19 protein-coding genes, 1 tRNA gene, 3 rRNA genes and 1 pseudogene are annotated in these 24,070 nt (G+C 52.2%); 10 read left to right on the top strand and 14 right to left on the bottom strand.

Annotated elements, in window-relative coordinates:
* Positions 1-206: 206 nt before the first annotated feature.
* Genes rseC through rseD form a run of 5 tightly spaced genes read right to left on the bottom strand, consistent with a single transcriptional unit; the run spans position 207 to position 3,042 of the window.
* The gene (gene rseC / locus HV041_RS02810) at positions 207-671 is read right to left on the bottom strand and encodes a SoxR-reducing system protein RseC (protein ID WP_048210887.1); all 465 of its coding nucleotides are present in this window, start codon (positions 669-671) and stop codon (positions 207-209) included.
* A complete protein-coding gene (gene rseB, locus HV041_RS02805) occupies positions 668-1,624 on the bottom strand; it encodes a sigma-E factor regulatory protein RseB (RefSeq protein WP_048210886.1) in 957 nt (318 codons plus the stop codon). The genes rseC and rseB overlap by 4 nt, the downstream gene beginning before the upstream one ends.
* The gene (rseA, locus tag HV041_RS02800) at positions 1,624-2,274 is read right to left on the bottom strand and encodes an anti-sigma-E factor RseA (protein ID WP_005130332.1); all 651 of its coding nucleotides are present in this window, start codon (positions 2,272-2,274) and stop codon (positions 1,624-1,626) included. Before rseA ends, rseB begins: the two co-directional genes overlap by 1 nt.
* Positions 2,275-2,305: 31 nt before the next feature.
* Positions 2,306-2,881, bottom strand: coding sequence for an RNA polymerase sigma factor RpoE (rpoE, locus tag HV041_RS02795; protein WP_003037573.1), 576 nt, complete (start codon positions 2,879-2,881; stop codon positions 2,306-2,308).
* Positions 2,878-3,042 (bottom strand): rpoE leader peptide RseD, encoded by a 165-nt coding sequence (rseD, locus tag HV041_RS02790; protein ID WP_124022090.1) that lies wholly within the window; start codon positions 3,040-3,042, stop codon positions 2,878-2,880. Before rseD ends, rpoE begins: the two co-directional genes overlap by 4 nt.
* Before the next feature lie 263 nt (positions 3,043-3,305).
* Between rseD and nadB the strand changes: the two genes are divergently transcribed.
* Entirely contained in the window at positions 3,306-4,928 is a 1,623-nt protein-coding gene (gene nadB / locus HV041_RS02785; protein WP_048210884.1) for an L-aspartate oxidase, read from the top strand.
* Here the strand turns inward: nadB and trmN are convergent.
* Positions 4,913-5,650, bottom strand: a complete 738-nt coding sequence (gene trmN, locus HV041_RS02780) for a tRNA(1)(Val) (adenine(37)-N(6))-methyltransferase TrmN (RefSeq protein ID WP_121584931.1) — start codon at positions 5,648-5,650, stop codon at positions 4,913-4,915. The two genes, nadB and trmN, sit on opposite strands and share 16 nt — an antisense overlap.
* Before the next feature lie 130 nt (positions 5,651-5,780).
* Here trmN and srmB point away from each other — a divergent pair, with 130 nt between their 5' ends.
* A complete protein-coding gene (gene srmB, locus HV041_RS02775; protein ID WP_061068367.1) occupies positions 5,781-7,109 on the top strand; it encodes an ATP-dependent RNA helicase SrmB in 1,329 nt (442 codons plus the stop codon).
* Positions 7,110-7,126: 17 nt separating this feature from the next.
* Here srmB and HV041_RS02770 read toward each other — a convergent pair whose 3' ends face one another.
* On the bottom strand, positions 7,127-8,023 hold the full coding sequence (locus HV041_RS02770) for a LysR family transcriptional regulator (RefSeq protein ID WP_121585497.1): 897 nt from the start codon (positions 8,021-8,023) through the stop codon (positions 7,127-7,129).
* Positions 8,024-8,125: 102 nt separating this feature from the next.
* Here HV041_RS02770 and eamB point away from each other — a divergent pair, with 102 nt between their 5' ends.
* A complete protein-coding gene (eamB, locus tag HV041_RS02765) occupies positions 8,126-8,713 on the top strand; it encodes a cysteine/O-acetylserine transporter (protein WP_121584932.1) in 588 nt (195 codons plus the stop codon).
* 79 nt (positions 8,714-8,792) lie between these two features.
* On the opposite strand, the gene grcA is transcribed toward eamB, so the two are convergent.
* The gene (gene grcA, locus HV041_RS02760) at positions 8,793-9,176 is read right to left on the bottom strand and encodes an autonomous glycyl radical cofactor GrcA (RefSeq protein WP_005121223.1); all 384 of its coding nucleotides are present in this window, start codon (positions 9,174-9,176) and stop codon (positions 8,793-8,795) included.
* A gap of 318 nt (positions 9,177-9,494) precedes the next feature.
* On the opposite strand from grcA, the gene ung reads away from it, so the two are divergent.
* Positions 9,495-10,184 carry a uracil-DNA glycosylase gene (ung, locus tag HV041_RS02755; RefSeq protein WP_003037561.1) on the top strand — a complete coding sequence of 230 codons (690 nt, stop codon included), beginning with the start codon at positions 9,495-9,497 and terminating at the stop codon, positions 10,182-10,184.
* Positions 10,185-10,217: 33 nt separating this feature from the next.
* Here the strand turns inward: ung and HV041_RS02750 are convergent, their stop codons facing one another.
* On the bottom strand, positions 10,218-11,297 hold the full coding sequence (locus HV041_RS02750; protein ID WP_121584933.1) for a tRNA/rRNA methyltransferase: 1,080 nt from the start codon (positions 11,295-11,297) through the stop codon (positions 10,218-10,220).
* A 207-nt stretch (positions 11,298-11,504) separates the two neighbouring features.
* Here HV041_RS02750 and trxC point away from each other — a divergent pair, with 207 nt between their 5' ends.
* The 6 genes and pseudogenes from trxC (at position 11,505) to HV041_RS02725 (ending at position 17,227) form a co-directional block, all read left to right on the top strand.
* Entirely contained in the window at positions 11,505-11,924 is a 420-nt protein-coding gene (gene trxC / locus HV041_RS02745) for a thioredoxin TrxC (protein WP_003037559.1), read from the top strand.
* A gap of 69 nt (positions 11,925-11,993) precedes the next feature.
* Positions 11,994-12,692, top strand: coding sequence for a tRNA-uridine aminocarboxypropyltransferase (gene tapT / locus HV041_RS02740; protein ID WP_101742039.1), 699 nt, complete (start codon positions 11,994-11,996; stop codon positions 12,690-12,692).
* 36 nt (positions 12,693-12,728) lie between these two features.
* The gene (gene pat / locus HV041_RS02735) at positions 12,729-15,389 is read left to right on the top strand and encodes a protein lysine acetyltransferase (protein WP_121584934.1); all 2,661 of its coding nucleotides are present in this window, start codon (positions 12,729-12,731) and stop codon (positions 15,387-15,389) included.
* A gap of 89 nt (positions 15,390-15,478) precedes the next feature.
* A pseudogene (locus tag HV041_RS24880) lies at positions 15,479-15,520 on the top strand (hypothetical protein).
* The gene (gene pssA / locus HV041_RS02730; protein WP_048210877.1) at positions 15,504-16,859 is read left to right on the top strand and encodes a CDP-diacylglycerol--serine O-phosphatidyltransferase; all 1,356 of its coding nucleotides are present in this window, start codon (positions 15,504-15,506) and stop codon (positions 16,857-16,859) included. Before HV041_RS24880 ends, pssA begins: the two are co-directional and overlap by 17 nt.
* Positions 16,860-16,903: 44 nt before the next feature.
* Positions 16,904-17,227 carry a YfiM family lipoprotein gene (locus HV041_RS02725; RefSeq protein ID WP_048210876.1) on the top strand — a complete coding sequence of 108 codons (324 nt, stop codon included), beginning with the start codon at positions 16,904-16,906 and terminating at the stop codon, positions 17,225-17,227.
* Here HV041_RS02725 and HV041_RS02720 read toward each other — a convergent pair.
* The 5 genes from HV041_RS02720 to HV041_RS02700 form a co-directional block, all read right to left on the bottom strand.
* Complete coding sequence (locus HV041_RS02720; protein ID WP_121584935.1) at positions 17,224-18,522, bottom strand: MFS transporter; 1,299 nt, start codon at positions 18,520-18,522, stop codon at positions 17,224-17,226. The two genes, HV041_RS02725 and HV041_RS02720, sit on opposite strands and share 4 nt — an antisense overlap.
* Positions 18,523-18,938: 416 nt before the next feature.
* Positions 18,939-19,054 (bottom strand): 5S ribosomal RNA (gene rrf / locus HV041_RS02715).
* A gap of 99 nt (positions 19,055-19,153) precedes the next feature.
* A 23S ribosomal RNA gene (locus tag HV041_RS02710) occupies positions 19,154-22,060 on the bottom strand.
* Positions 22,061-22,279: 219 nt separating this feature from the next.
* A tRNA-Glu gene (locus tag HV041_RS02705) sits at positions 22,280-22,355 on the bottom strand.
* 85 nt (positions 22,356-22,440) lie between these two features.
* A 16S ribosomal RNA gene (locus HV041_RS02700) occupies positions 22,441-23,982 on the bottom strand.
* The 16S, 23S and 5S rRNA genes sit together here with 1 tRNA gene alongside, the layout of an rRNA operon.
* Between the last annotated feature and the right edge of the window lie 88 nt (positions 23,983-24,070).

Below are 24,070 nucleotides of genomic sequence, written 5' to 3'. Positions count from 1 at the left end.
AACGTCTGTTTTAGTGAAACGCCGCATTCTACACTACATCGCTGAGGCGAGGAAATGTTCATAGAGCAAGGATAGCGGGAACTGGAAACAACTTTGCAAAGTCAGTGAAACTTTTGCCGGATGGCGGCATAAACGCCTTATCCGGCCTACCTTTGCATCTGAGGACGCTGTAGGCCTGATAAGCGCAGCGCCATCAGGCAAAGATATCACTGCGGGGTTTCAACACGAATCAGATCGGGCGGGAGAGCTACGTTGAGAATAACCGGTTGCCAGGCTTCGCGCTCAGCAAGCTTACGGGAATATCCTCGCGCAATCAGGAATCCCCCCACACCGCCCAGTATCGCCCCGCTGAGTGCGGCGATATCGCTGCCAAACAGCACCTGAAACAGCGCAGCAAAAATAAAGAGTCCCGCCAGCGGAGACATATAAACCAGCATCGCCGAGCCTAACAGGCTCCCTTCGGCAATACCCAGTTCAACTTTCTGCCCAGGCGTCAGCGGTTCATCGCTGGGTACCACGATAGTATGCGTTGTTTGCGGCCCCAGTTTGTTCAGCACACGACTGCCACATCCAGCCCGCGACGCGCAGCTGCTACACGATGCTTTAACATCGCAGCTGACCGTCGCCAGACCATTTTGCCAGGAGACGACTGTTGCCCATTCTTTAATCATTGCGCGGCCCTGAACTTAATATTATCCGCGATACGCTTTGCCGTTTGCGGCGGGAGCTCGCCCACAATGGTGATTTCGGCATTATCCCGCACGGTAGTACTGACCGTTCGACGTCCGGTACGCAGCAGTTGATCGGCGCTGTTTTGCGACGCGCGGTTCACGTTCACAGAAAAACTGAACAGGCCATCAGAATACAGGCGCGATTCAATCGGCATGTTATCCATTGTCGGCAGCGGGCGTCGACTGCTGGAAACCTCACTGAAGCCTTGCGGTAACCACGATGGACTCCAGTTGAAGTTCGTTTTCTCCCCCGCAGGAACTGACAATAACGGCGGAAGATTTGCTTTCGCCAGCGTCTGCATGCTGTCGCTAACCCCGTTATTGACGGTAAAGGCGATAACGCGGAATTGTTCAAGCGTTTCGCCATCCCGATCGAGGAGATCGACACGCATTGGCAGCTTGGTTTCGGTGTCCATCCAGACGATGTAGCTGTAACGCGTACCGTCACGCGCTACCACGCGGATAACTTCACAGAGTCGGTCGGCAATACGCGTGCGTCCTACCGCGATAAAATCATAGTAGGGTGCAAGACGTTTAAAATCGGTGTAAATCAGGGATGGCAGAGAATCAACAATATAGTCGCCATTCAGCGTGAACGGTTCGAGTCCTGGCTCAAAGTAACTGATTTCATTGCCACGTTGCACCACTTCCCGACGCGGTCCATCCATTTGCAACAACTGTGCAAGAGGGCGGTTGTCCTGGCGGGCATGGCGATAACGTAGGGATTCAACGCCCTGCTTATTGATGCTGACAAATGACAGCTCATAGGTGAGCGACTGGCTGGCCAGATTCATCTGCTGCAACAACGCCCCGGACGCAGGATTGGCCGAGGCGTTTACAGAGAAGAACAGGCTACCAGCCACAAGTGACATGGCAAACCAAAGTTGCTTCATTACTGCGATTGCGTTCCTAAAGTTTGAATTCCTGGCACCTGGACAGCGGCTTGCTGTGTTTGCGCCTGCTCAAACTGAAGCTGTTCGGAGTGCAGTCGACGTTGCAGTTCGTAATCCTGCAACATGGCATTAATACGACGACGCTGCTCCTGTACCTGCTGTTGCTGACCGCCGCTGGCAGTCGCGTCAGAAGGTACACCCAGGCTCACCGGACTGGCTTTACCCATCATCGGTAATGTATTAAATACCGGCGTTTCGGGCTGCTGGGACGTTTCAGATTGTCCATTATAGTGCTGGACGCCAACAATAACTGCAAGTGATACACACGCGGCCACACCCATTTGGGTAAGCTGCGCAGCCCACGGACGCATTTTCTTCCAGAATGGCATTTTCTGCCACTGATGCGGTGCTGGCTGGGCCTCAGGGATCAATGGCACCGCCTGACGTACTGGCTCATCTGCGATAGCAGCCATTACGCGGTCGGAAATATCGAAATGGAGAACGTCGGCGGTATCACCTCGCATGGAATCGCGAATCAGGTGATAACTCTCCCAGGTTTTTTGCATTTCCGGGTCATGAGCCAACTCTTTGAGCAACTCAGTGTCCAGCGTTTCGCCATCCATTAAAGCGGAAAGTTTTTCTTTCTGCATGCCTAATACCTTTTCCAGTATCCCGCTATCGTCAACGCCTGATAAGCGGTTGAACTTTATTATCAATAGCTTCCCTCGCTCGGAAGATACGTGAACGCACCGTACCCACCGGACAATCCATGATAGCGGCTATCTCTTCATAGCTCAGGCCATCCAGCTCCCGCAAGGTTATTGCCATGCGTAAATCTTCCGGGAGGGACTCAATAGTTCGGAAAACTATCTGTCTCAGTTCTTCTGACAACATTAAGTTCTCAGGGTTCGAAATTTCTTTCAGCGCACCGCCACTTTCGTAATTTTCTGCTTCTATCGCATCTATATCACTGGAAGGTGGACGACGCCCCTGAGCGACCAGGTAATTCTTCGCTGTATTGACTGCAATACGATACAGCCAGGTATAAAAAGCACTATCTCCCCGGAACGAGTCCAGCGCACGATAGGCCTTGATAAATGCTTCTTGTACAACATCGGGAACATCGCCCGACGGTACATAGCGGGAAACCAGACTCGCCACTTTATGCTGGTAGCGAACCACCAGTAAGTTAAAGGCTTTCTGATCTCCCTTCTGGACCCGTTCAACCAGGACCTGGTCCGTTAACTGCTCGCTCATCCGAGGTAAAGTCTCCCCAAACCAAATTTCCACGCGCTTTCGAAACGCCACTCCATAAGCTTCACTATGAGCAAGCAAAAGCTTAGAGTGCTCAAGTTTCGTAAAGTTCCGTTACGCATTTGTTTTTGTTTGTCATGTTGTAGACAGGTCTTATCTCTCATTATAAGTCTACATAACCCGATCAACGCACTATCTGTATAGAAATGCCCATTTCACCGCCAGCAGAGTAACCCAACAGCCACTTTATTTCACCTCATAATCTGATGCTAACGGCCTGCTTCACAAAATATTTTTGCTCTTTCACTCATCCACATTCCCTTCCCCTGTGTTTAGCCATTGCAACACGGTTGAAAATAAAACGTGCAGCATCGCGCAGTATGGTGCTATGGTGAGCGAACACTGTTTAGTAAATTAAACAAAAATCATGAATACGACTCCCGAATTATCCTGTGACGTGCTGATCATTGGCAGCGGGGCTGCCGGACTCTCACTGGCGCTACGCCTGGCTGAAAAACATCAGGTCATTGTCCTGAGCAAAGGGCCAGTTAGTGAAGGCTCGACATTTTATGCTCAGGGTGGCATCGCCGCTGTTTTCGATGAAACCGACAGCATTGACTCCCACGTTGAAGACACGCTGATTGCAGGGGCCGGTCTTTGCGATCGTCATGCCGTTGAGTTTGTAGCCAGTAACGCCCGCTCGTGTGTCCAGTGGCTAATTGATCAAGGCGTCTTATTTGATACTCAGGTTCAACCCAATGGCGAAGAGAGCTATCATCTGACCCGAGAAGGCGGCCATAGCCATCGACGAATCCTGCATGCGGCAGATGCCACTGGTAAAGAGGTCGAAACCACATTGGTCAGCCAGGCGCAAAGTCATCCGAATATTCGGGTACTGGAGCGCAGTAACGCCGTGGACTTGATTGTCTCTGATAAAATTGGCCTGCCGGGAACACGTCGGGTTGTCGGAGCCTGGATCTGGAATCGTAATAAAGAAGCCGTTGAGACCTGCCATGCGAAGTCGGTAGTGTTGGCCACTGGCGGCGCTTCTAAAGTGTATCAATACACCACCAATCCGGATATTTCTTCGGGCGACGGTATTGCGATGGCCTGGCGCGCAGGATGCCGCGTCGCCAATCTGGAATTTAACCAGTTTCACCCAACCGCGCTGTATCATCCACAGGCGCGCAATTTTCTGCTGACTGAAGCGCTTCGCGGCGAAGGCGCACACCTGAAACGCCCGGATGGCTCACGCTTTATGCCCGACTTTGACAAGCGCGGCGAGCTGGCCCCACGTGATATTGTCGCCCGTGCCATCGACCACGAAATGAAGCGCCTCGGCGCTGACTGTATGTTCCTCGACATCAGCCATAAGCCCGAAGAGTTTGTTCGCCAGCATTTCCCGATGATTTACGAAAAATTGCTGGGACTGGGCATCGATCTGACCAAAGAGCCGGTCCCTATCGTTCCTGCCGCGCACTATACCTGCGGCGGCGTGATGGTTGATGACTTTGGTCGTACAGATGTCGACGGGCTGTACGCAATCGGCGAAGTGAGCTATACCGGCCTGCATGGCGCCAATCGCATGGCATCGAACTCGCTGCTGGAGTGTCTGGTGTATGGCTGGTCTGCGGCGGAAGATATTGACCGCAGAATGCCTTATGCCCGCGGGGTTAACTCGCTCCCGGGTTGGGATGAAAGCCGGGTAGAAAACCCGGATGAGTTGGTTGTCATTCAGCATAACTGGCATGAGCTGCGGCTGTTTATGTGGGATTACGTCGGCATCGTGCGCACCACTAAACGTCTGGAGCGCGCCCTGCGCCGTATCACCATGCTGCAACAGGAAATCGACGAGTATTACGCCCATTTCCGTGTGTCGAACAACCTACTGGAGCTGCGCAATCTGGTGCAGGTTGCCGAGCTGATTGTCCGCTGCGCGATGATGCGCAAAGAGAGTCGGGGCCTGCACTACACGCTGGATTATCCAGAACAGCTTCCAGAGGCGGGCCCGTCAATTCTCTCGCCGCTCAGTCATCACATAAACAGATAGAATGCCTGGGTCAGCGCCGTATAACCTTCAGAGTAACGCTGGTCTGGCCCACGGATAACCAACCTGTCGCTAAAGCACTCCCCGGCCTGTGGGGAGAATGCCAGCAATACCCGATGCGGTAGACGGGCCTCGGTTTCTGCTACATCTGTGCGCAATCGCAGATGCCAGCCCATGCTAAGCGCCTGCTGAGTAAATGCGTTACCAATCTGCTCCGGTAGCACTACACAAAAAAAGCCTTCTTCCGTAATGCTGTCCGCCGCCAGCGTAAGCAGTGCCTGATGATCGAGCGTGGTGGTGTAGCGTGCCTGCTCGCGCTGCGGCGTAGCACATTCAACGCCCTGTTCATAATAGGGTGGATTGCTGATTATCAAATCAAAACGCACGGTCTGGCGCGGTATCCACTGCTGGGCATCTTCCGTATGCACGTTCACACGATGCATCCACGGAGATTGCGCGATGTTCTCCTGCGCCTGCTGCGCGGCGTCGACATCAAGCTCCACGGCGTCAATGATGACGTTTTCATCAGTGCGCTGGGCCAGCATCAGCGCCAGCAGGCCGCTCCCGGTACCAATATCCAGGATCCGCTTTACGCCCGCAACGGGGGCCCAGGCCCCCAATAAAATACCGTCCGTTCCGACTTTCATTGCACAGCGATCGTGTGCCACAAAAAACTGCTTAAAAGTAAATCCATTACGTTTCAGTACGGATGTAGACTGGGGCATGAAGAACAACCTTCCTGGAAAAAAAACGATAACATAGGATAAAAACAATACCTGAGAAGGTATATCCATACAAACAGATGAAGATTGCAGCCGTAACGTCTATAATCAGCGCCCCACTCAGAGGTAGAACATGACTGTAACGACTTTTTCCGAACTTGAACTCGATGAAAGCCTGCTGGAAGCCCTCCAGGAAAAAGGTTTCACTCGCCCGACCGCCATTCAGGCTGCCGCCATTCCGCCTGCGCTCGATGGCCGTGATGTACTCGGTTCTGCGCCGACAGGCACCGGTAAAACGGCGGCATATTTGCTGCCAGCGTTGCAGCACTTGCTCGACTTCCCGCGCAAGAAATCAGGTCCACCGCGCATTTTAATCCTGACACCGACGCGCGAACTGGCGATGCAGGTTGCCGAACACGCCCGTGAATTGGCCAAAAATACGCATCTGGATATTGCCACCATTACCGGCGGCGTGGCTTACATGAACCACATGGAAGTCTTTAGCGAAAACCAGGACATCGTGGTTGCCACCACGGGTCGTCTGCTGCAATACATTAAAGAAGAGAACTTCGACTGCCATGCAGTTGAAACGCTGATCCTCGATGAAGCAGACCGTATGCTGGACATGGGCTTTGCCCAGGACATCGAACATATCGCCGGTGAAACCCGCTGGCGTAAGCAAACGATGCTGTTCTCCGCCACCCTGGAAGGCGATGCGATCAAAGATTTTGCCGAGCGTCTGCTGGAAGATCCTGTCGAAGTCTCGGCAGATCCGTCCACCCGCGAACGCAAGAAGATCCATCAGTTTTACTACCGTGCCGATGATATCGAGCACAAAACTGCCTTGCTGATCCATCTTTTAAAACAGCCGGAAGCGACCCGCTCAATTGTCTTTGTACGCAAACGCGAACGTGTGCACGAGCTGGCTGGCTGGCTGCGCCAGGCAGGCATTAATAACTGCTATCTCGAAGGCGAGATGGTGCAGAACAAACGTAACGAAGCGATCAAACGCCTGACCGATGGTCGCGTGAACGTGCTGGTAGCCACCGACGTTGCCGCTCGCGGGATCGATATTCCTGACGTCAGCCACGTGTTTAACTTCGACATGCCGCGCAGTGGCGATGCCTATCTGCACCGCATTGGTCGTACCGGTCGTGCCGGGCGTAAAGGTACTGCAATCTCTTTGGTTGAAGCGCATGACCACCTGCTGCTCGGCAAAGCGAGCCGCTATATTGACGAGCCGCTGAAAGCACGCGTCATCGACGAACTGCGTCCAACCACGCGCGCGCCAAGTGAGAAATCCAACGGTAAGCCATCCAAGAAAGTGCTGGCGAAGCGCGCCGAGAAAAAAGCGAAAGAGAAAGAGAAGCCGCGGGTGAAAAAACGTCACCGCGACGCCAAAAATATCGGCAAACGTCGTAAGCCGAGCGGAGCTGCTACCCAGCAGTCCGACAAAGAGTAAACCGAATGCCGGGCCGTTTAGCCCGGCATTTTTTCATGCGCAGCAAAGCTCTCTGTAATACATTCCATAAAAACCCGTATCGCCGGGCTAACGACTTTTCCGGCATGATGTGCGCACAATGCGGTAATCAATTCAGGCTTTTCACTGAACGGCAACTCGATTAATTCTCCTGAGTGTAATTCCTTCTCAACGGTAAACCGCGGTAAAAAACTGACACCAAGATTCGCAGAGACACACTGCTTGATGCTTTCGATACTCCATAGCTCAATAGTATTTTCCAGCGTTATCTGCCGCTTACGCAGCAGACTTTCAAAACGCTGTCTAAAAATACATTGCGGTTCATTAATGATAAAACTGCAGGGAATATGCTGATTATGCTGAGTGAAATCAACATCCTGAAGAGCCGGAGAGGCGACCAGCGCCAGTGACTGTTCACCCAGTGACAGCATCTCAAGCGCCTCATCATTCCCAACCCGATAAAACACCCCCAGATCAACCTCATCGTCCAGCAGGGCATCACGAATGACATAACAATTGAGCGACTGTAGGGACAACCGAACATTGGGAGCGCGTTGTTTAAAGCGCTGTAAAACCTGCGGCATTTTATAGGCCAGTAACGTTTCTCCGGTTGCGACGCGGAGATCGCCGCTCGGCTGCGCATCCTGATGTGCTGACTGTCGAATCGATGCCATCACGCGCGTCAGGTCATGGATATGCGGCATCAGCCGTTTTCCCTCACTGGTGAGACACATCCGGCGACCAATTTTTTCAAACAACTGCACCGAAAGTTCTTGCTCAAGCTGTTGAATATGAAAGGTTACGGTTGATTGCGTACAGCACAGTTTTTGTGATGCCCGCAGGAATGAGCCCTCTTCCACCACTGTTTTTAACGTAATAAACCGACGTAAATCCATTCGCACCAACCCATCGAAAATATCGAATTCAGAATGCAAAAACATTCATTTTTTTAAATCTTATGTCTCGGGTACTGTCTGCTAAAACAGAGGAGATAACAAGTGACACCCATGCTTTTAAGTGCATTCTGGACCTATACACTGATTACTGCGCTAACACCCGGCCCGAATAATATCCTCGCGCTGAGTGCGGCGACATCACATGGCTTACGTCAAAGCACGCGTGTTCTGGCCGGAATGAGTCTGGGCTTTTTAATCGTCATGCTGCTGTGCGCCGGGATCTCGTTTTCGCTGGCCGTCCTGGATCCGGCTATTATTCATTGGCTGAGTTGGGCAGGGGCAGCCTACATTTTATGGCTGGCGCTGAAAATCGCCACCGGCCCAGCCTCAAACGATAGCCTGCAGGCGGAACCGATTAGCTTTTGGGCGAGTTTTGGTTTGCAGTTTGTGAACGTCAAAATCATTTTGTACGGCATTACCGCGTTATCCACATTTGTATTGCCGTATACACAGGACGCGCACTGGTTGATTGGAGTGAGTATTCTGCTGGCGCTCATCGGCACCTTCGGGAATGCCTGTTGGGCGCTGGCGGGCCATCTTTTTCAGCGCATCTTTCGCCGTTACGGTCGGCAGTTGAATATCATTCTGGCATTACTGTTGGTGTATTGTGCGGTGAGGATTTTTTACTAACGGATACAAAAAAGCGGAAGACGCACTGGCGTCTTCCGCTTGTAGATTCTCTGCTGAGCGGGGTTATTCCCCGCGAGCCTTACAGGCTCTCAGTAAAGGTACGAGCAATAACGTCGCGCTGCTGCTCTGGGGTCAGAGAGTTGAAACGCACTGCATAACCAGAAACACGGATGGTCAGCTGCGGATATTTTTCCGGGTGCTTAACTGCATCTTCCAGTGTTTCACGACGCAAAACGTTAACGTTCAGGTGCTGACCACCTTCTACACGAACTTCTGGCTGTACATCTACCGGTACTTCACGGTATTCGATTTCGCCCAGTTTGCTGACAGCAACGACGTCATCAGCATTGAAACCTGCTTTAGCAACGATGCAGCGTGCTTCGCCTTTTTCGCTGTCCAGCAGCCAGAAAGAGTTCAGCAGGTCGTCGTTTGCAGCTTTAGTAATCTGGATACCTGTAATCATGTTGATGCCTCCCCGGCAAAATTATTTGATTTCGGTTGGCCTCATCCGGCCAATTGGTAAAACCATTGTTGCTTGAGTGTATATATACCCCTCACACACCCTTGAATCCTTGATTTAAATCAACAAAAACCACACATGAAAAGTGGTGATAGGTGGATTTTATTGTTTTACATCAACTTACACCATATGCACGGGTAAACTTTTTACATAAATTTTCAACTATCTTTAAGAGGTAGCGCTTTGAGAAACGTGCAGAATTTTGCGCCGTTGAAAGAAGCAGTTAAGCTATGGGGATTGAAAAAATCGCAGGAGAGCGAGATGGCCACCGAATTAACCTGGCACGATGTGCTGGCTGAAGAGAAACAGCAGCCTTACTTTGTTAACACGCTGCATACCGTTGCCGGCGAGCGTCAGTCGGGTATGACAATCTATCCACCGCAAAAAGATGTGTTTAACGCGTTTCGCTTTACTGAGCTTGGCGACGTTAAAGTTGTCATTCTGGGACAAGATCCCTACCACGGCCCAGGCCAGGCACACGGTCTCGCCTTCTCTGTACGCCCTGGCATCGCCACTCCGCCGTCACTACTGAACATGTATAAAGAGCTGGAAGCCACCATCCCGGGATTTACCCGTCCGACACATGGATACCTGGAAAGCTGGGCACGCCAGGGCGTATTGTTACTCAACACCGTTCTCACCGTTCGGGCGGGTCAGGCGCATTCGCATGCCAGTCTGGGATGGGAAACGTTTACTGATAAAGTCATCAGCCTGATTAACCAACATCGGGAAGGTGTGGTTTTCCTGCTCTGGGGTTCACATGCTCAGAAGAAAGGCGCGATTATTGATGCGCAGCGTCACCATGTGTTGAAAGCGCCACACCCATCACCGCTCTCTGCGCATCGCGGTTTCTTTGGCTGCAATCACTTTGTACTGGCTAATGAATGGCTGGAACAACGAGGTGAAAAACCGATTGACTGGATGCCGGTATTACCCGCAGAAAGCGAGTAAAAAAATGCCAGCGATTCGCTGGCATTTTTATTATCAGGCTTTGTTCTGACGCCACCACTCCGCGAGTAGCACGCCGGTCGCAACAGAAACGTTAAGCGTTTCTACGTTGCCGGTACCGTCAATCGCCACGCACAAATCGTCGGCTGAGCATGCCGCTTCCGGCAGAGCTTCACGCTCACGCCCTAATACCAGCACCATTTTTTCCGGCAGCGTGGTCGTAAACAGCGGTTTACCTTTCACGCTTGAGGTCATCACTATCGTGTAACCCGCGTTACGGAAATCGTCCAGCACGTCGACAATACTGTCACCGGTAATCGGCTGAACGTGCTCAGCCCCCCCTTCAGCGGTACGGATAGCCGCACCCGATTCCAGCAGCGCCGCATCCTGCACCACCACGCCTTTCACACCGAAGTGTGCGCAGCTACGCATCATACCGCCCAGGTTATGCGGGTTGGCGATATCTTCCAGCGCCAGTACGCAATCCTGCGCGCCCGCCTGACCAACCCACTGCTTAACGGTGGTACCGTTACGTTTTTTAATCAGGAAACAGACACCACCGTGGTGTTCAGTGCCGGAGGCCTTCGCCAGTTCGGCTTCGTCAACCACGTGGTAGGCTTTGCGGTTTGCCGCCATCCAGCGTAATGCTTCTTTAAAGCGCGGGGTGACGCTCTGAACAAACCAGGCGCGGACGATAGCGTCCGGACGACTCTGGAACAGAGCCTGACAGGCATTCTCACCGTAAACGCGAGTTTCTTCCGCGCGCTGGCGACGTAATACTTCCGGATCGATAAAGCTTTTGCCGCTGATACCGCCGTGATCGGCTTTTTCCGCTGCGTCATCACTCGGGGCGCGGGACACGGTACGCCATGGCGAATCCTCACGTTTACGATCGCGTTCAACATCGCGGTCACGACCACATTCACGGCCTCGTTCGCTGTTCGGACCCTTTCTGTCATCACGGGCAGGGCGACGACCGCCTTCGGCTCGGGAAGTACCGGGGCGACCGCCGCCTTTACCAGTACGTGGATTTTGGGTGCGTTTATCCGAGTCATCGTCACTGCGGACGTACATCACTTTGACCTTGCCGTTTTTGTTCTTCAGTTCGTCGCTCATGTTTTTCTCCACCTGCTCTGCGCGAAGCGCGCAGATTACCCGATGTGCACGTCGTTAGCCATTATTTCATTTAAAAGCTAAGGACTATTGTACTCATTGAATAAAACGCATTGTTGTTTAGAACAGACTCCCCGATAATATGTAACATAATAGAAACATACTGGCGTTACTGCCGTGAAGTCCACTCCACTCATCCAGAGGTTAGTTATGAATACCGTTTGTACCAGCTGCCAGGCTATCAACCGCATCCCCGACGATCGTGTCCAGGAAGCGGCTAAATGCGGACGCTGTGGTCACGACCTGTTTGATGGGGAGGTGATCAATGCGACCGGTGAAACACTGGATAAACTGTTAAAAGACGATCTCCCGGTGGTGGTTGATTTTTGGGCCCCCTGGTGTGGTCCATGCCGCAACTTCGCTCCGATTTTTGAAGATGTCGCGGAAGAACGTAGCGGTAAAGTACGTTTTGTTAAAGTGAATACGGAAGCCGAACGTGAGCTCAGCGCCCGCTTCGGTATCCGCAGCATCCCGACCATCATGATCTTCAGAAAAGGTGAAATCGTCGACATGCTTAATGGTGCCGTACCTAAGGCTCCGTTTGATAGCTGGCTTAACGAATCATTATAAACTCTATGGGGCACATCTTGTGCCCCGTTTTGTCCTCTGAGACAATAGCATTTTTCAACGTGCTTCCCGATGACCAATAACGCCGTTCTCCAGTTACGTGCCGAGCGTCTTGCGCGCGCCACGCGCCCTTTTCTTGCCCGAGGTAATCGCATCCGTCGCTGTCAGCGCTGCCTGCTGCCGCTGAAACTGTGCCTGTGTGAAACGCTGACGCCAGCTCAGGCGAAAAGCCGTTTTTGCCTGGTGATGTTTGATACCGAACCGATGAAGCCCAGCAATACCGGGCGTTTAATTGCCGATATCCTGCCCGAAACAACGGCTTTTCAGTGGTCACGCACCGAGCCACCGCAGGCGCTGCTTGAACTGGTGAAAAATCCGGATTATCAGCCGATGGTCGTATTCCCGGCATCTTATGCCGACGAGGGGCGTGAGGTCATTTTCACACCACCAGCCGGTAAACCACCGCTATTCATTATGCTTGATGGCACCTGGCCAGAAGCACGCAAAATGTTCCGCAAAAGCCCGTACCTTGATAACCTGCCGGTGATCTCCGTCGATTTATCACGCCTCTCCGCTTACCATCTGCGCGAAGTCCATGCCGAGGGGCAATATTGCACTGCCGAAGTGGCAATTGCTTTACTGGATCTGGCAGGTGATACGCAGGCAGCCGAAGGATTAGGTGAGCACTTCACGCGCTTTAAAACACGCTACCTGGCAGGAAAAACTCAACATCAGGGAAGCGTCACAGCAGATTCATCAGAAAACGTTTAAAATCATTCGGTCACTGGTGTCATTAAGGAAGCCGATATGAGTCAACGTGGTCTGGAAGCGCTACTGCGACCGAAATCCATTGCCGTGATTGGGGCGTCAATGAAGCCTAATCGCGCGGGTTACCTGATGATGCGTAACCTGCTTGCCGGCGGTTTCAATGGACCTGTTTTACCGGTGACACCCGCATGGAAAGCGGTGTTGGGCGTACTGGCGTGGCCCAATATCAACAGCCTGCCTTTTAGCCCCGATCTCGCTGTGTTGTGCACCAATGCCAGCCGTAACCTGGCATTACTCGAAGCGCTTGGCGAGAAAGGCTGTAAAACCTGCATTATTCTCTCGGCTCCCACGGCGCAACACGCGGAGCTGCTGGCCTGTGCATCACGCTACAACATACGTCTGCTGGGGCCTAACAGTCTGGGACTTCTCGCGCCCTGGCAGGGGCTTAACGCCAGCTTTTCCCCCGTCCCCATCAAGCGCGGCAAGCTGGCATTTATTTCCCAGTCGGCGGCGATTTCCAACACCATTCTGGACTGGGCGCAGCAGCGCGACATGGGTTTTTCCTGGTTTATCGCGCTGGGTGACAGCCTGGATATAGACGTTGATGAGTTGCTGGATTACCTGGCCCGCGACAGCAAAACCAGCGCGATATTGCTCTACCTCGAACATTTAAGCGATGCAAGGCGCTTTGTTTCCGCCGCCCGTAGCGCCTCGCGCAATAAACCTATTCTGGTGATTAAAAGCGGTCGTAGTCCCGCAGCACAGCGTTTACTGCATACCAGCTCCGGAATGGACCCGGCCTGGGATGCGGCGATTCAACGCGCTGGTTTATTGCGCGTTCAGGACACTCATGAGCTTTTCTCGGCAGTCGAAACCCTGAGCCACATGCGTCCGCTACGTGGCGACAGGCTGATGATCATCAGCAATGGAGCCGCTCCCGCGGCGCTGGCATTAGATGAACTGTGGTCGCGAAACGGTAAGCTGGCCGCGCTGAGTGAAGAAACCTGCCAGAAATTACGCGATGCCCTACCTGCTCACGTGGATATCGCCAACCCACTGGATCTGCGTGATGATGCCAGCAGCGAACATTACGTCAAGGCACTGGATATTTTACTCGCCAGTCAGGATTTCGACGCACTGATGGTGATTCATTCACCCAGCGCAGCCGCCCCCGGAACCGAAAGCGCGCAAGCGTTGATCGAAGCGGTAAAGCGCCATCCCCGAGGAAAATTCGTCTCGTTGCTGACCAACTGGTGCGGCGAGTTTTCATCCCAGGAAGCCCGCAGGCTGTTTAGTGAAGCCGGATTACCCACCTATCGTACGCCGGAAGGTACCATTACGGCCTTCATGCATATGGTCGAATATCGGCGTAACCAGAAGCAACTGCGAGAAACACCAGCCCTACCCGATAGCCTGAACACTAACACCGCCGAAGCGCATAGTCTGTTACAGCAGGCGATTGCTGAGGGAGCGACATCGCTGGATACCCATGAAGTGCAGCCGATTTTACAGGCCTATGGCTTACACACACTGCCGACATGGATCGCCAGCGACAGTGCGGAAGCCGTACATATCGCAGAACAAATCGGTTACCCGGTAGCACTGAAGCTGCGTTCTCCTGATATCCCGCATAAATCGGAAGTTCAGGGGGTAATGCTCTATCTGCGTACGGCAACAGAGGTGCAGCAGGCAGCCAATGCGATTTTTGATCGGGTAAAAATGGCCTGGCCGCAGGCGCGCATTCACGGTTTATTAGTACAAAGTATGGCAAATCGCGCTGGCGCTCAGGAACTGCGCGTCGTCGTTGAACACGACCCGGTATTTGGCCCGTTGATCATGCTGGGCGAAGGCGGCGTTGAGTGGCGACCAGACGAGCAAGCCGTGGTGGCCTTGCCGCCATTGAACATGAATCTGGCGCGTTATCTGGTGATCCAGGGGATCAAAAACAAAAAGATCCGCGCTCGCAGCGCACTACGGCCCTTAGATATTGCAGGTTTAAGCCAACTGTTGGTCCAGGTCTCCAACCTGATCGTCGATTGTCCGGAAATTCAGCGCCTGGATATCCATCCTCTACTGGCCTCTGCTGGGGAATTTACTGCACTGGACGTCACACTGGATATTGCCCCTTTCACGGGCGATAACGAAAGCAGGCTGGCGGTACGCCCTTATCCCCATCAGCTTGAAGAATGGGTGGAGTTGAAAAATGGCGATCGCTGCCTGTTCCGTCCCATTTTGCCGGAGGACGAGCCTCATCTGCAGCAGTTCATATCTCAGGTAACGAAAGAAGATCTTTATTATCGCTATTTCAGTGAGATAAACGAATTTACCCACGAAGATTTAGCCAATATGACGCAGATCGACTACGATCGGGAAATGGCCTTTGTGGCAGTACGCTGTAAAGATAATCAGCAAGAGATCCTCGGCGTAACGAGGGCAATCTCGGATCCTGATAACGTTGACGCCGAGTTTGCCGTGCTGGTTCGTTCTGACCTCAAAGGGCTGGGCTTAGGTCGTCGGTTGATGGAAAAGTTGATTGCATACACCCGAGATCACGGACTTAGACGTTTAAATGGTATTACGATGCCAAACAATCGGGGGATGGTCGCCCTGGCCCGAAAACTCGGGTTTGATGTCGATGTCCAGCTCGAAGAGGGAATTGTTGGGCTAACGCTGAATCTGGCCCAATATGAGGAATCGTGAGTAAGGTACTGGAAATGTTGACCACATTAATGGGTACTGGTGGTATCATTGCCCGCTTATGTCGTCTGCAAAGCACAGAGGACCCTTCAATGAACAGAGAAGAAATGCACTGTGATGTTGTCAAAATTTAAGCGTAATAAACATCAACAACACCTTGCCCAACTACCTAAGATTTCTCAGTCAGTTGATGATGTAGATTTCTTTTATGCTCCCGCAAATTTCAGGGAGACTCTGCTGGAGAAAATAGCCAGCGCGACGCGACGGATCTGCATTATTGCGCTGTACCTGGAACAGGATGACGGCGGTAAAGGCATACTCGACGCGCTCTATGCGGCAAAGCGGCAGCGTCCTGAACTGGATATCCGGGTGCTTGTCGACTGGCATCGAGCCCAGCGTGGACGCATTGGTGTTGCGGCATCCAATACCAACGCTGACTGGTATTGCCGCATGGCGCAAGAAAATCCTGGTATCGATATCCCTGTCTACGGCGTGCCAATTAACACCCGTGAAGCGCTTGGTGTTCTGCATTTTAAAGGCTTTATCATTGATGATAGCGTCCTGTATAGCGGGGCCAGTCTGAACGATGTTTACTTACACCAACATGATAAATACCGCTATGACCGCTATCAGCTGATTCGCAACGCGAAGATGGCCGATATAATGTACGATTGGGTTACGCAGAATCTGATGAATGGGCGCGGCGTTAATCGTCTCGATGATATCCATCGTCCTAAAAGCCCGGAAATTAAAAATGATATCCGCCTGTACCGTCAGGAATTGCGCGATGCATCCTTCCATTTTCAGGGTGATGCGGATAACGAACAGCTTTCGGTCACGCCGCTGGTTGGGCTCGGAAAATCCAGTCTGTTAAATAAGACTATTTTCCACCTCATGCCCTGCGCGGAGCACAAACTCACCATTTGTACGCCTTATTTCAACCTACCAGCCATCCTGGTGCGCAATATCATTCAACTACTGCGTGAAGGGAAAAAGGTCGAAATCATTGTCGGTGATAAAACCGCCAACGACTTCTTCATTCCGGAAGATGAGCCATTCAAGATCATCGGTGCGCTGCCTTATCTGTATGAAATAAATCTGCGCCGTTTCCTGAGCAGACTGCAGTATTACGTGAATACCGACCAGTTGGTCGTGCGCTTATGGAAAGATGATGACAACACCTATCATCTGAAAGGCATGTGGGTTGATGATAAATGGATGCTGCTTACCGGCAATAATCTTAACCCCCGCGCCTGGCGGCTGGATTTGGAAAACGCCATTCTTATCCATGATCCCCAGCAGGAACTGACTCCTCAGCGTGATAAAGAGCTGGAGCTTATCCGCACGCACACCACCGTCGTGAAACACTATCGCGACCTGCAGAGCATTGCCGACTATCCAGTAAAAGTACGTAAGCTCATCCGTCGATTACGCCGTATTCGAATCGACAGATTAATCAGCCGTATTCTGTAATCAAGACCCCGTCCAGCGACGGGGTTTTTCCTATGGAGGCAACGATGCGTCTGTGTATTCTTGCCAGTGTTTTGCTTCTTTCCGGTTGTAGCCACATGGCTAACGACAGCTGGAGTGGGCAAGACAAAGCTCAACACTTTATCGCCTCGGCCATGCTTGCCGCAGCGGGGAACGAGTATGCACAGCATCAGGGAAACAATCGCGATCGTAGCGCAGCTATCGGTTTGATGTTCTCAGTCAGCCTGGGTGCATCAAAAGAGCTGTGGGATAGCCGCCCCGCTGGGAGCGGCTGGAGCTGGAAAGACTTTGCCTGGGATGTGGCGGGCGCATCAACCGGCTATACCGTTTGGCAACTGGCACACCATTAGAGGCGTAAACCTTTTCCCTTACTGTGTAACATCAGCGAAACCAGGAATGCGACCACCGCCATCACGGTGACATACCAGAAGAATGATGTCTCCATGCCGACAGACTTCAGGGATAACGCAACATATTCGGCTGAACCACCAAACAAAGCATTAGCCACCGCATAAGATAACCCAACCCCCAGAGCACGCACCTGCGCCGGGAACATTTCGGCCTTCAGAATACCGCTAATTGACGTATAGAAACTCACGATCAACAAGGCACACATCACCAGAGCAAACGCCATGTAAGGAGACGTCACGCTTTGCAACGCGGTCAAAATGGGAACAGTGAAAATCGCGGCTAACGCGCCAAAACACAGCATTGAAGTCCGTCGGCCTATTTTATCTGACAACGCACCGAACAGCGGTTGCACCAGCATAAACACGCACAATGCAGCTGTCATAATGCCGCTGGCCACGTTGGCATGCATACCAGCCGTATTAACCAGATATTTCTGCATGTAGGTCGTAAACGTATAAAAACACAGCGAGCCAGCAGCGGTGAATCCCAGTACCATAAGAAAGGCTTTGCGGTTACGCCACAGCCCTTTCAGAGAACCCGCTTCTTTCAACGCACGGACATCCTGTTTCGAGGTTTCATCCAACTGGCGACGCAACCATAGCGCAACAATAGCCAGCACGGCTCCCAGCGCAAAGGGAATACGCCAACCCCACGCTCTTAGCGCCGAGTCTTCTAACGTTTGCTGTAATATGACCACAACCAGCAATGCCAGTAACTGCCCGCCGATTAACGTCACATACTGGAATGAGGCATAAAAACCTTTCTTACCTTCAACGGCTACTTCACTCATATAGGTAGCGCTGGTTCCGTATTCCCCACCAACAGATAACCCCTGGAATAATCTGGCCAGCAGTAATAGCGCGGGAGCCCAGGTGCCGATGGTTTCATATCCCGGAAGACAAGCGATCACCAACGATCCCATGCACATCATACAAACGGACAGCAGCATAGACTTTTTACGCCCGTGTTTATCCGCAATACGACCAAAAAGCCATCCCCCGATTGGCCGCATCAGAAAGCCTGCAGCAAAAACGCCGGCGGTTTGTAAGAGTTGCGTGGTGGTGTTTCCAGATGGAAAAAAGATATGAGCAAAGTAGAGAGAGCAGAAAGAGTAAATATAGAAATCAAACCATTCAACCAGATTCCCTGACGATGCACCAACAATTGCCCATATACGACGACGGGTGTCGCCATCTGCCAGCGCCCCGTTCTCAGTTACACTGCTATCAGCCATTAGAATTGTACCCCTGCCAGGATCTTATGAATCTATCAATGACGTTTCATGTCTGTTTTAGTAAATTAAATGTTATAATTTATTATGAGAGATAGATCACGATTTTAATTAGCAGGAAAAGGATTAAGAAATGTTCGAAGGAAGAGAACCAGGTTGGCTGTCAGAATTGCCTGATGCGCTGCGCTTAATCCGGCAATGTGCACCCCGCACAGACGCAAAAAAGCCCATCCGTCAGGATGGGCTTCTTCACTTTAATTAATGCCTGGCAGTTTATGGCGGGCGTCCTGACCGCCACCCTCCGGGCCGTTGCTGCGCAACGTTCAAATCCGCTCCCGGCGGATTTGTCCTGCTCAGGAGAGCGCTCACCGACAGACCACAGATAAAACAAAAGGCCCGGTCTTTCGCTTTTATTTGATGCCTGGCAGTTCCCTACTCTCGCATGGGGAGACCCCACACTACCATCGGCGCTACGGCGTTTCACTTCTGAGTTCGGCATGGGGTCAGGTGGGACCACCGCGCTACAGCCGCCAGGCAAATTCTGTTTATCAACACACCTCTTGGGCATGTCGATGTAATCTGTAATCAAGCTGAAATCGATGTCTGTCTTTCGCCAAAACACCTTCGGCGTTGTAAGGTTAAGCCTCACGGTTCATTAGTATCGGTTAGCTCAATGTATCGCTACACTTACACACCCGACCTATCAACGTCGTCGTCTTCAACGTTCCTTCAGGAGACTTATAGTCTCAGGGAGAACTCATCTCGGGGCAAGTTTCGTGCTTAGATGCTTTCAGCACTTATCTCTTCCGCATTTAGCTACCGGGCAATGCCATTGGCATGACAACCCGAACACCAGTGATGCGTCCACTCCGGTCCTCTCGTACTAGGAGCAGCCCCCCTCAATTCTCCAGCGCCCACGGCAGATAGGGACCGAACTGTCTCACGACGTTCTAAACCCAGCTCGCGTACCACTTTAAATGGCGAACAGCCATACCCTTGGGACCTACTTCAGCCCCAGGATGTGATGAGCCGACATCGAGGTGCCAAACACCGCCGTCGATATGAACTCTTGGGCGGTATCAGCCTGTTATCCCCGGAGTACCTTTTATCCGTTGAGCGATGGCCCTTCCATTCAGAACCACCGGATCACTAAGACCTGCTTTCGCACCTGCTCGAGCCGTCACTCTCGCAGTCAAGCTAGCTTATGCCTTTGCACTAACCTCCTGATGTCCGACCAGGATTAGCTAACCTTCGTGCTCCTCCGTTACTCTTTAGGAGGAGACCGCCCCAGTCAAACTACCCACCAGACACTGTCCGCAACCCGGATTACGGGTCCACGTTAGAACACCAGCCATTAAAGGGTGGTATTTCAAGGTTGGCTCCATGCAGACTGGCGTCCACACTTCAAAGCCTCCCACCTATCCTACACATCAAGGACCAGTGTTCAGTGTCAAGCTATAGTAAAGGTTCACGGGGTCTTTCCGTCTTGCCGCGGGTACACTGCATCTTCACAGCGAGTTCAATTTCACTGAGTCTCGGGTGGAGACAGCCTGGCCATCATTACGCCATTCGTGCAGGTCGGAACTTACCCGACAAGGAATTTCGCTACCTTAGGACCGTTATAGTTACGGCCGCCGTTTACCGGGGCTTCGATCAAGAGCTTCTCCTTACGGATAACCCCATCAATTAACCTTCCGGCACCGGGCAGGCGTCACACCGTATACGTCCACTTTCGTGTTTGCACAGTGCTGTGTTTTTAATAAACAGTTGCAGCCAGCTGGTATCTTCGACTGATTTCAGCTCCATGAGTAAATCACTTCACCTACATATCAGCGTGCCTTCTCCCGAAGTTACGGCACCATTTTGCCTAGTTCCTTCACCCGAGTTCTCTCAAGCGCCTTGGTATTCTCTACCTGACCACCTGTGTCGGTTTGGGGTACGATTTCGTGTTACCTGATGCTTAGAGGCTTTTCCTGGAAGCAGGGCATTTGTTACTTCAGCACCGTAGTGCCTCGTCATCACACCTCAGCGTTAGTAGTGTTCCGGATTTACCTAAAACACCCGCCTACATGCTTAAACCGGGACAACCGTCGCCCGGCTAACATAGCCTTCTCCGTCCCCCCTTCGCAGTAACACCAAGTACAGGAATATTAACCTGTTTCCCATCGACTACGCCTTTCGGCCTCGCCTTAGGGGTCGACTCACCCTGCCCCGATTAACGTTGGACAGGAACCCTTGGTCTTCCGGCGTGCGGGTTTTTCACCCGCATTATCGTTACTTATGTCAGCATTCGCACTTCTGATACCTCCAGCATGCCTCACGACACACCTTCAACGGCTTACAGAACGCTCCCCTACCCAACAACACATAGTGTCGCTGCCGCAGCTTCGGTGCACAGTTTAGCCCCGTTACATCTTCCGCGCAGGCCGACTCGACCAGTGAGCTATTACGCTTTCTTTAAATGATGGCTGCTTCTAAGCCAACATCCTGGCTGTCTGTGCCTTCCCACATCGTTTCCCACTTAACTGTGACTTTGGGACCTTAGCTGGCGGTCTGGGTTGTTTCCCTCTTCACGACGGACGTTAGCACCCGCCGTGTGTCTCCCGTGATAACATTCTTCGGTATTCGCAGTTTGCATCGGGTTGGTAAGTCGGGATGACCCCCTAGCCGAAACAGTGCTCTACCCCCGAAGATGAGTTCACGAGGCGCTACCTAAATAGCTTTCGGGGAGAACCAGCTATCTCCCGGTTTGATTGGCCTTTCACCCCCAGCCACAAGTCATCCGCTAATTTTTCAACATTAGTCGGTTCGGTCCTCCAGTTAGTGTTACCCAACCTTCAACCTGCCCATGGCTAGATCACCGGGTTTCGGGTCTATACCCTGCAACTTAACGCCCAGTTAAGACTCGGTTTCCCTTCGGCTCCCCTATTCGGTTAACCTTGCTACAGAATATAAGTCGCTGACCCATTATACAAAAGGTACGCAGTCACCCCATAAAGAGGCTCCCACTGCTTGTACGTACACGGTTTCAGGTTCTTTTTCACTCCCCTCGCCGGGGTTCTTTTCGCCTTTCCCTCACGGTACTGGTTCACTATCGGTCAGTCAGGAGTATTTAGCCTTGGAGGATGGTCCCCCCATATTCAGACAGGATACCACGTGTCCCGCCCTACTCTTCGAGTTCACAACCTGTGCATTTTGGTGTACGGGACTATCACCCTGTACCGTCGGACTTTCCAGACCGTTCCACTAACACACAAGCTGATTCAGACTCTGGGCTGCTCCCCGTTCGCTCGCCGCTACTGGGGGAATCTCGGTTGATTTCTTTTCCTCGGGGTACTTAGATGTTTCAGTTCCCCCGGTTCGCTTCATTACGCTATGTATTCACGTAATGATAGTGTGTCGAAACACACTGGGTTTCCCCATTCGGAAATCGCCGGTTATAACGGTTCATATCACCTTACCGACGCTTATCGCAGATTAGCACGTCCTTCATCGCCTCTGACTGCCAGGGCATCCACCGTGTACGCTTAGTCGCTTAACCTCACAACCCGAAGATGTTTCGTAAAACACCACCGTGTTGCGAAAATTTGAGAGACTCGAACACACCGCTTATCTGTTCTTATTACGGAGAACAGACACAGTGTGTCGTTTCAATTTTCAGCTTGATCCAGATTTTTAAAGAGCAAATATCTCAAACGTCACCCGAAGGTAAGTTTTGAGATATTAGGGCCGGCGACTTTCACTCACACAAACCAGCAAGTGGCGTCCCCTAGGGGATTCGAACCCCTGTTACCGCCGTGAAAGGGCGGTGTCCTGGGCCTCTAGACGAAGGGGACGTATAAGTCTCAATCGCAAGACGCCTTGCTATTTACTTTTCATCAGACAATCTGTGTGAGCACTACAAAGAACGCTTCTTTAAGGTAAGGAGGTGATCCAACCGCAGGTTCCCCTACGGTTACCTTGTTACGACTTCACCCCAGTCATGAATCACAAAGTGGTAAGCGCCCTCCCGAAGGTTAAGCTACCTACTTCTTTTGCAACCCACTCCCATGGTGTGACGGGCGGTGTGTACAAGGCCCGGGAACGTATTCACCGTGGCATTCTGATCCACGATTACTAGCGATTCCGACTTCATGGAGTCGAGTTGCAGACTCCAATCCGGACTACGACGCACTTTATGAGGTCCGCTTGCTCTCGCGAGGTCGCTTCTCTTTGTATGCGCCATTGTAGCACGTGTGTAGCCCTACTCGTAAGGGCCATGATGACTTGACGTCATCCCCACCTTCCTCCAGTTTATCACTGGCAGTCTCCTTTGAGTTCCCGGCCGAACCGCTGGCAACAAAGGATAAGGGTTGCGCTCGTTGCGGGACTTAACCCAACATTTCACAACACGAGCTGACGACAGCCATGCAGCACCTGTCTCAGAGTTCCCGAAGGCACCAATCCATCTCTGGAAAGTTCTCTGGATGTCAAGAGTAGGTAAGGTTCTTCGCGTTGCATCGAATTAAACCACATGCTCCACCGCTTGTGCGGGCCCCCGTCAATTCATTTGAGTTTTAACCTTGCGGCCGTACTCCCCAGGCGGTCGACTTAACGCGTTAGCTCCGGAAGCCACGCCTCAAGGGCACAACCTCCAAGTCGACATCGTTTACGGCGTGGACTACCAGGGTATCTAATCCTGTTTGCTCCCCACGCTTTCGCACCTGAGCGTCAGTCTTTGTCCAGGGGGCCGCCTTCGCCACCGGTATTCCTCCAGATCTCTACGCATTTCACCGCTACACCTGGAATTCTACCCCCCTCTACAAGACTCTAGCCTGCCAGTTTCGGATGCAGTTCCCAGGTTGAGCCCGGGGATTTCACATCCGACTTGACAGACCGCCTGCGTGCGCTTTACGCCCAGTAATTCCGATTAACGCTTGCACCCTCCGTATTACCGCGGCTGCTGGCACGGAGTTAGCCGGTGCTTCTTCTGCGAGTAACGTCAATTGCTAAGGTTATTAACCTCAACACCTTCCTCCTCGCTGAAAGTACTTTACAACCCGAAGGCCTTCTTCATACACGCGGCATGGCTGCATCAGGCTTGCGCCCATTGTGCAATATTCCCCACTGCTGCCTCCCGTAGGAGTCTGGACCGTGTCTCAGTTCCAGTGTGGCTGGTCATCCTCTCAGACCAGCTAGGGATCGTCGCCTAGGTGAGCCGTTACCCCACCTACTAGCTAATCCCATCTGGGCACATCCGATGGCAAGAGGCCCGAAGGTCCCCCTCTTTGGTCTTGCGACGTTATGCGGTATTAGCTACCGTTTCCAGTAGTTATCCCCCTCCATCGGGCAGTTTCCCAGACATTACTCACCCGTCCGCCACTCGTCACCCAAGGAGCAAGCTCCTCTGTGCTACCGTTCGACTTGCATGTGTTAGGCCTGCCGCCAGCGTTCAATCTGAGCCATGATCAAACTCTTCAATTTAAGTTTGATGCTCGTGAATTAAACTTCGTAATGAATTACGTATGTTCACTCAGAGACTTGGTATTCATTTTTCGTCTTGCGACGTTAA

Origin of the sequence: Citrobacter sp. RHBSTW-00029 (assembly GCF_014104295.1) — a bacterium.
Taxonomy (GTDB): Bacteria; Pseudomonadota; Gammaproteobacteria; order Enterobacterales; family Enterobacteriaceae; genus Citrobacter; species Citrobacter youngae.
The sequence above is the reverse complement of the archived record's forward strand: the minus strand, read 5'-3'. Positions and strand labels throughout refer to the sequence as shown.

Bases quoted from the DNA above. Each gene is read 5' to 3' on its own strand.
- rseC (WP_048210887.1), bottom strand. From the start codon at position 671: ATGATTAAAGAATGGGCAACAGTCGTCTCCTGGCAAAATGGTCTGGCG.
- rseB (WP_048210886.1), bottom strand. From the start codon at position 1,624: ATGAAGCAACTTTGGTTTGCCATGTCACTTGTGGCTGGTAGCCTGTTC.
- rseA (WP_005130332.1), bottom strand. From the start codon at position 2,274: ATGCAGAAAGAAAAACTTTCCGCTTTAATGGATGGCGAAACGCTGGAC.
- rpoE (WP_003037573.1), bottom strand. From the start codon at position 2,881: ATGAGCGAGCAGTTAACGGACCAGGTCCTGGTTGAACGGGTCCAGAAG.
- rseD (WP_124022090.1), bottom strand. From the start codon at position 3,042: ATGAGAGATAAGACCTGTCTACAACATGACAAACAAAAACAAATGCGT.
- nadB (WP_048210884.1), top strand. From the start codon at position 3,306: ATGAATACGACTCCCGAATTATCCTGTGACGTGCTGATCATTGGCAGC.
- trmN (WP_121584931.1), bottom strand. From the start codon at position 5,650: ATGCCCCAGTCTACATCCGTACTGAAACGTAATGGATTTACTTTTAAG.
- srmB (WP_061068367.1), top strand. From the start codon at position 5,781: ATGACTGTAACGACTTTTTCCGAACTTGAACTCGATGAAAGCCTGCTG.
- HV041_RS02770 (WP_121585497.1), bottom strand. From the start codon at position 8,023: ATGGATTTACGTCGGTTTATTACGTTAAAAACAGTGGTGGAAGAGGGC.
- grcA (WP_005121223.1), bottom strand. From the start codon at position 9,176: ATGATTACAGGTATCCAGATTACTAAAGCTGCAAACGACGACCTGCTG.
- ung (WP_003037561.1), top strand. From the start codon at position 9,495: ATGGCCACCGAATTAACCTGGCACGATGTGCTGGCTGAAGAGAAACAG.
- HV041_RS02750 (WP_121584933.1), bottom strand. From the start codon at position 11,297: ATGAGCGACGAACTGAAGAACAAAAACGGCAAGGTCAAAGTGATGTAC.
- trxC (WP_003037559.1), top strand. From the start codon at position 11,505: ATGAATACCGTTTGTACCAGCTGCCAGGCTATCAACCGCATCCCCGAC.
- tapT (WP_101742039.1), top strand. From the start codon at position 11,994: ATGACCAATAACGCCGTTCTCCAGTTACGTGCCGAGCGTCTTGCGCGC.
- pat (WP_121584934.1), top strand. From the start codon at position 12,729: ATGAGTCAACGTGGTCTGGAAGCGCTACTGCGACCGAAATCCATTGCC.
- pssA (WP_048210877.1), top strand. From the start codon at position 15,504: ATGTTGTCAAAATTTAAGCGTAATAAACATCAACAACACCTTGCCCAA.
- HV041_RS02725 (WP_048210876.1), top strand. From the start codon at position 16,904: ATGCGTCTGTGTATTCTTGCCAGTGTTTTGCTTCTTTCCGGTTGTAGC.
- HV041_RS02720 (WP_121584935.1), bottom strand. From the start codon at position 18,522: ATGGCTGATAGCAGTGTAACTGAGAACGGGGCGCTGGCAGATGGCGAC.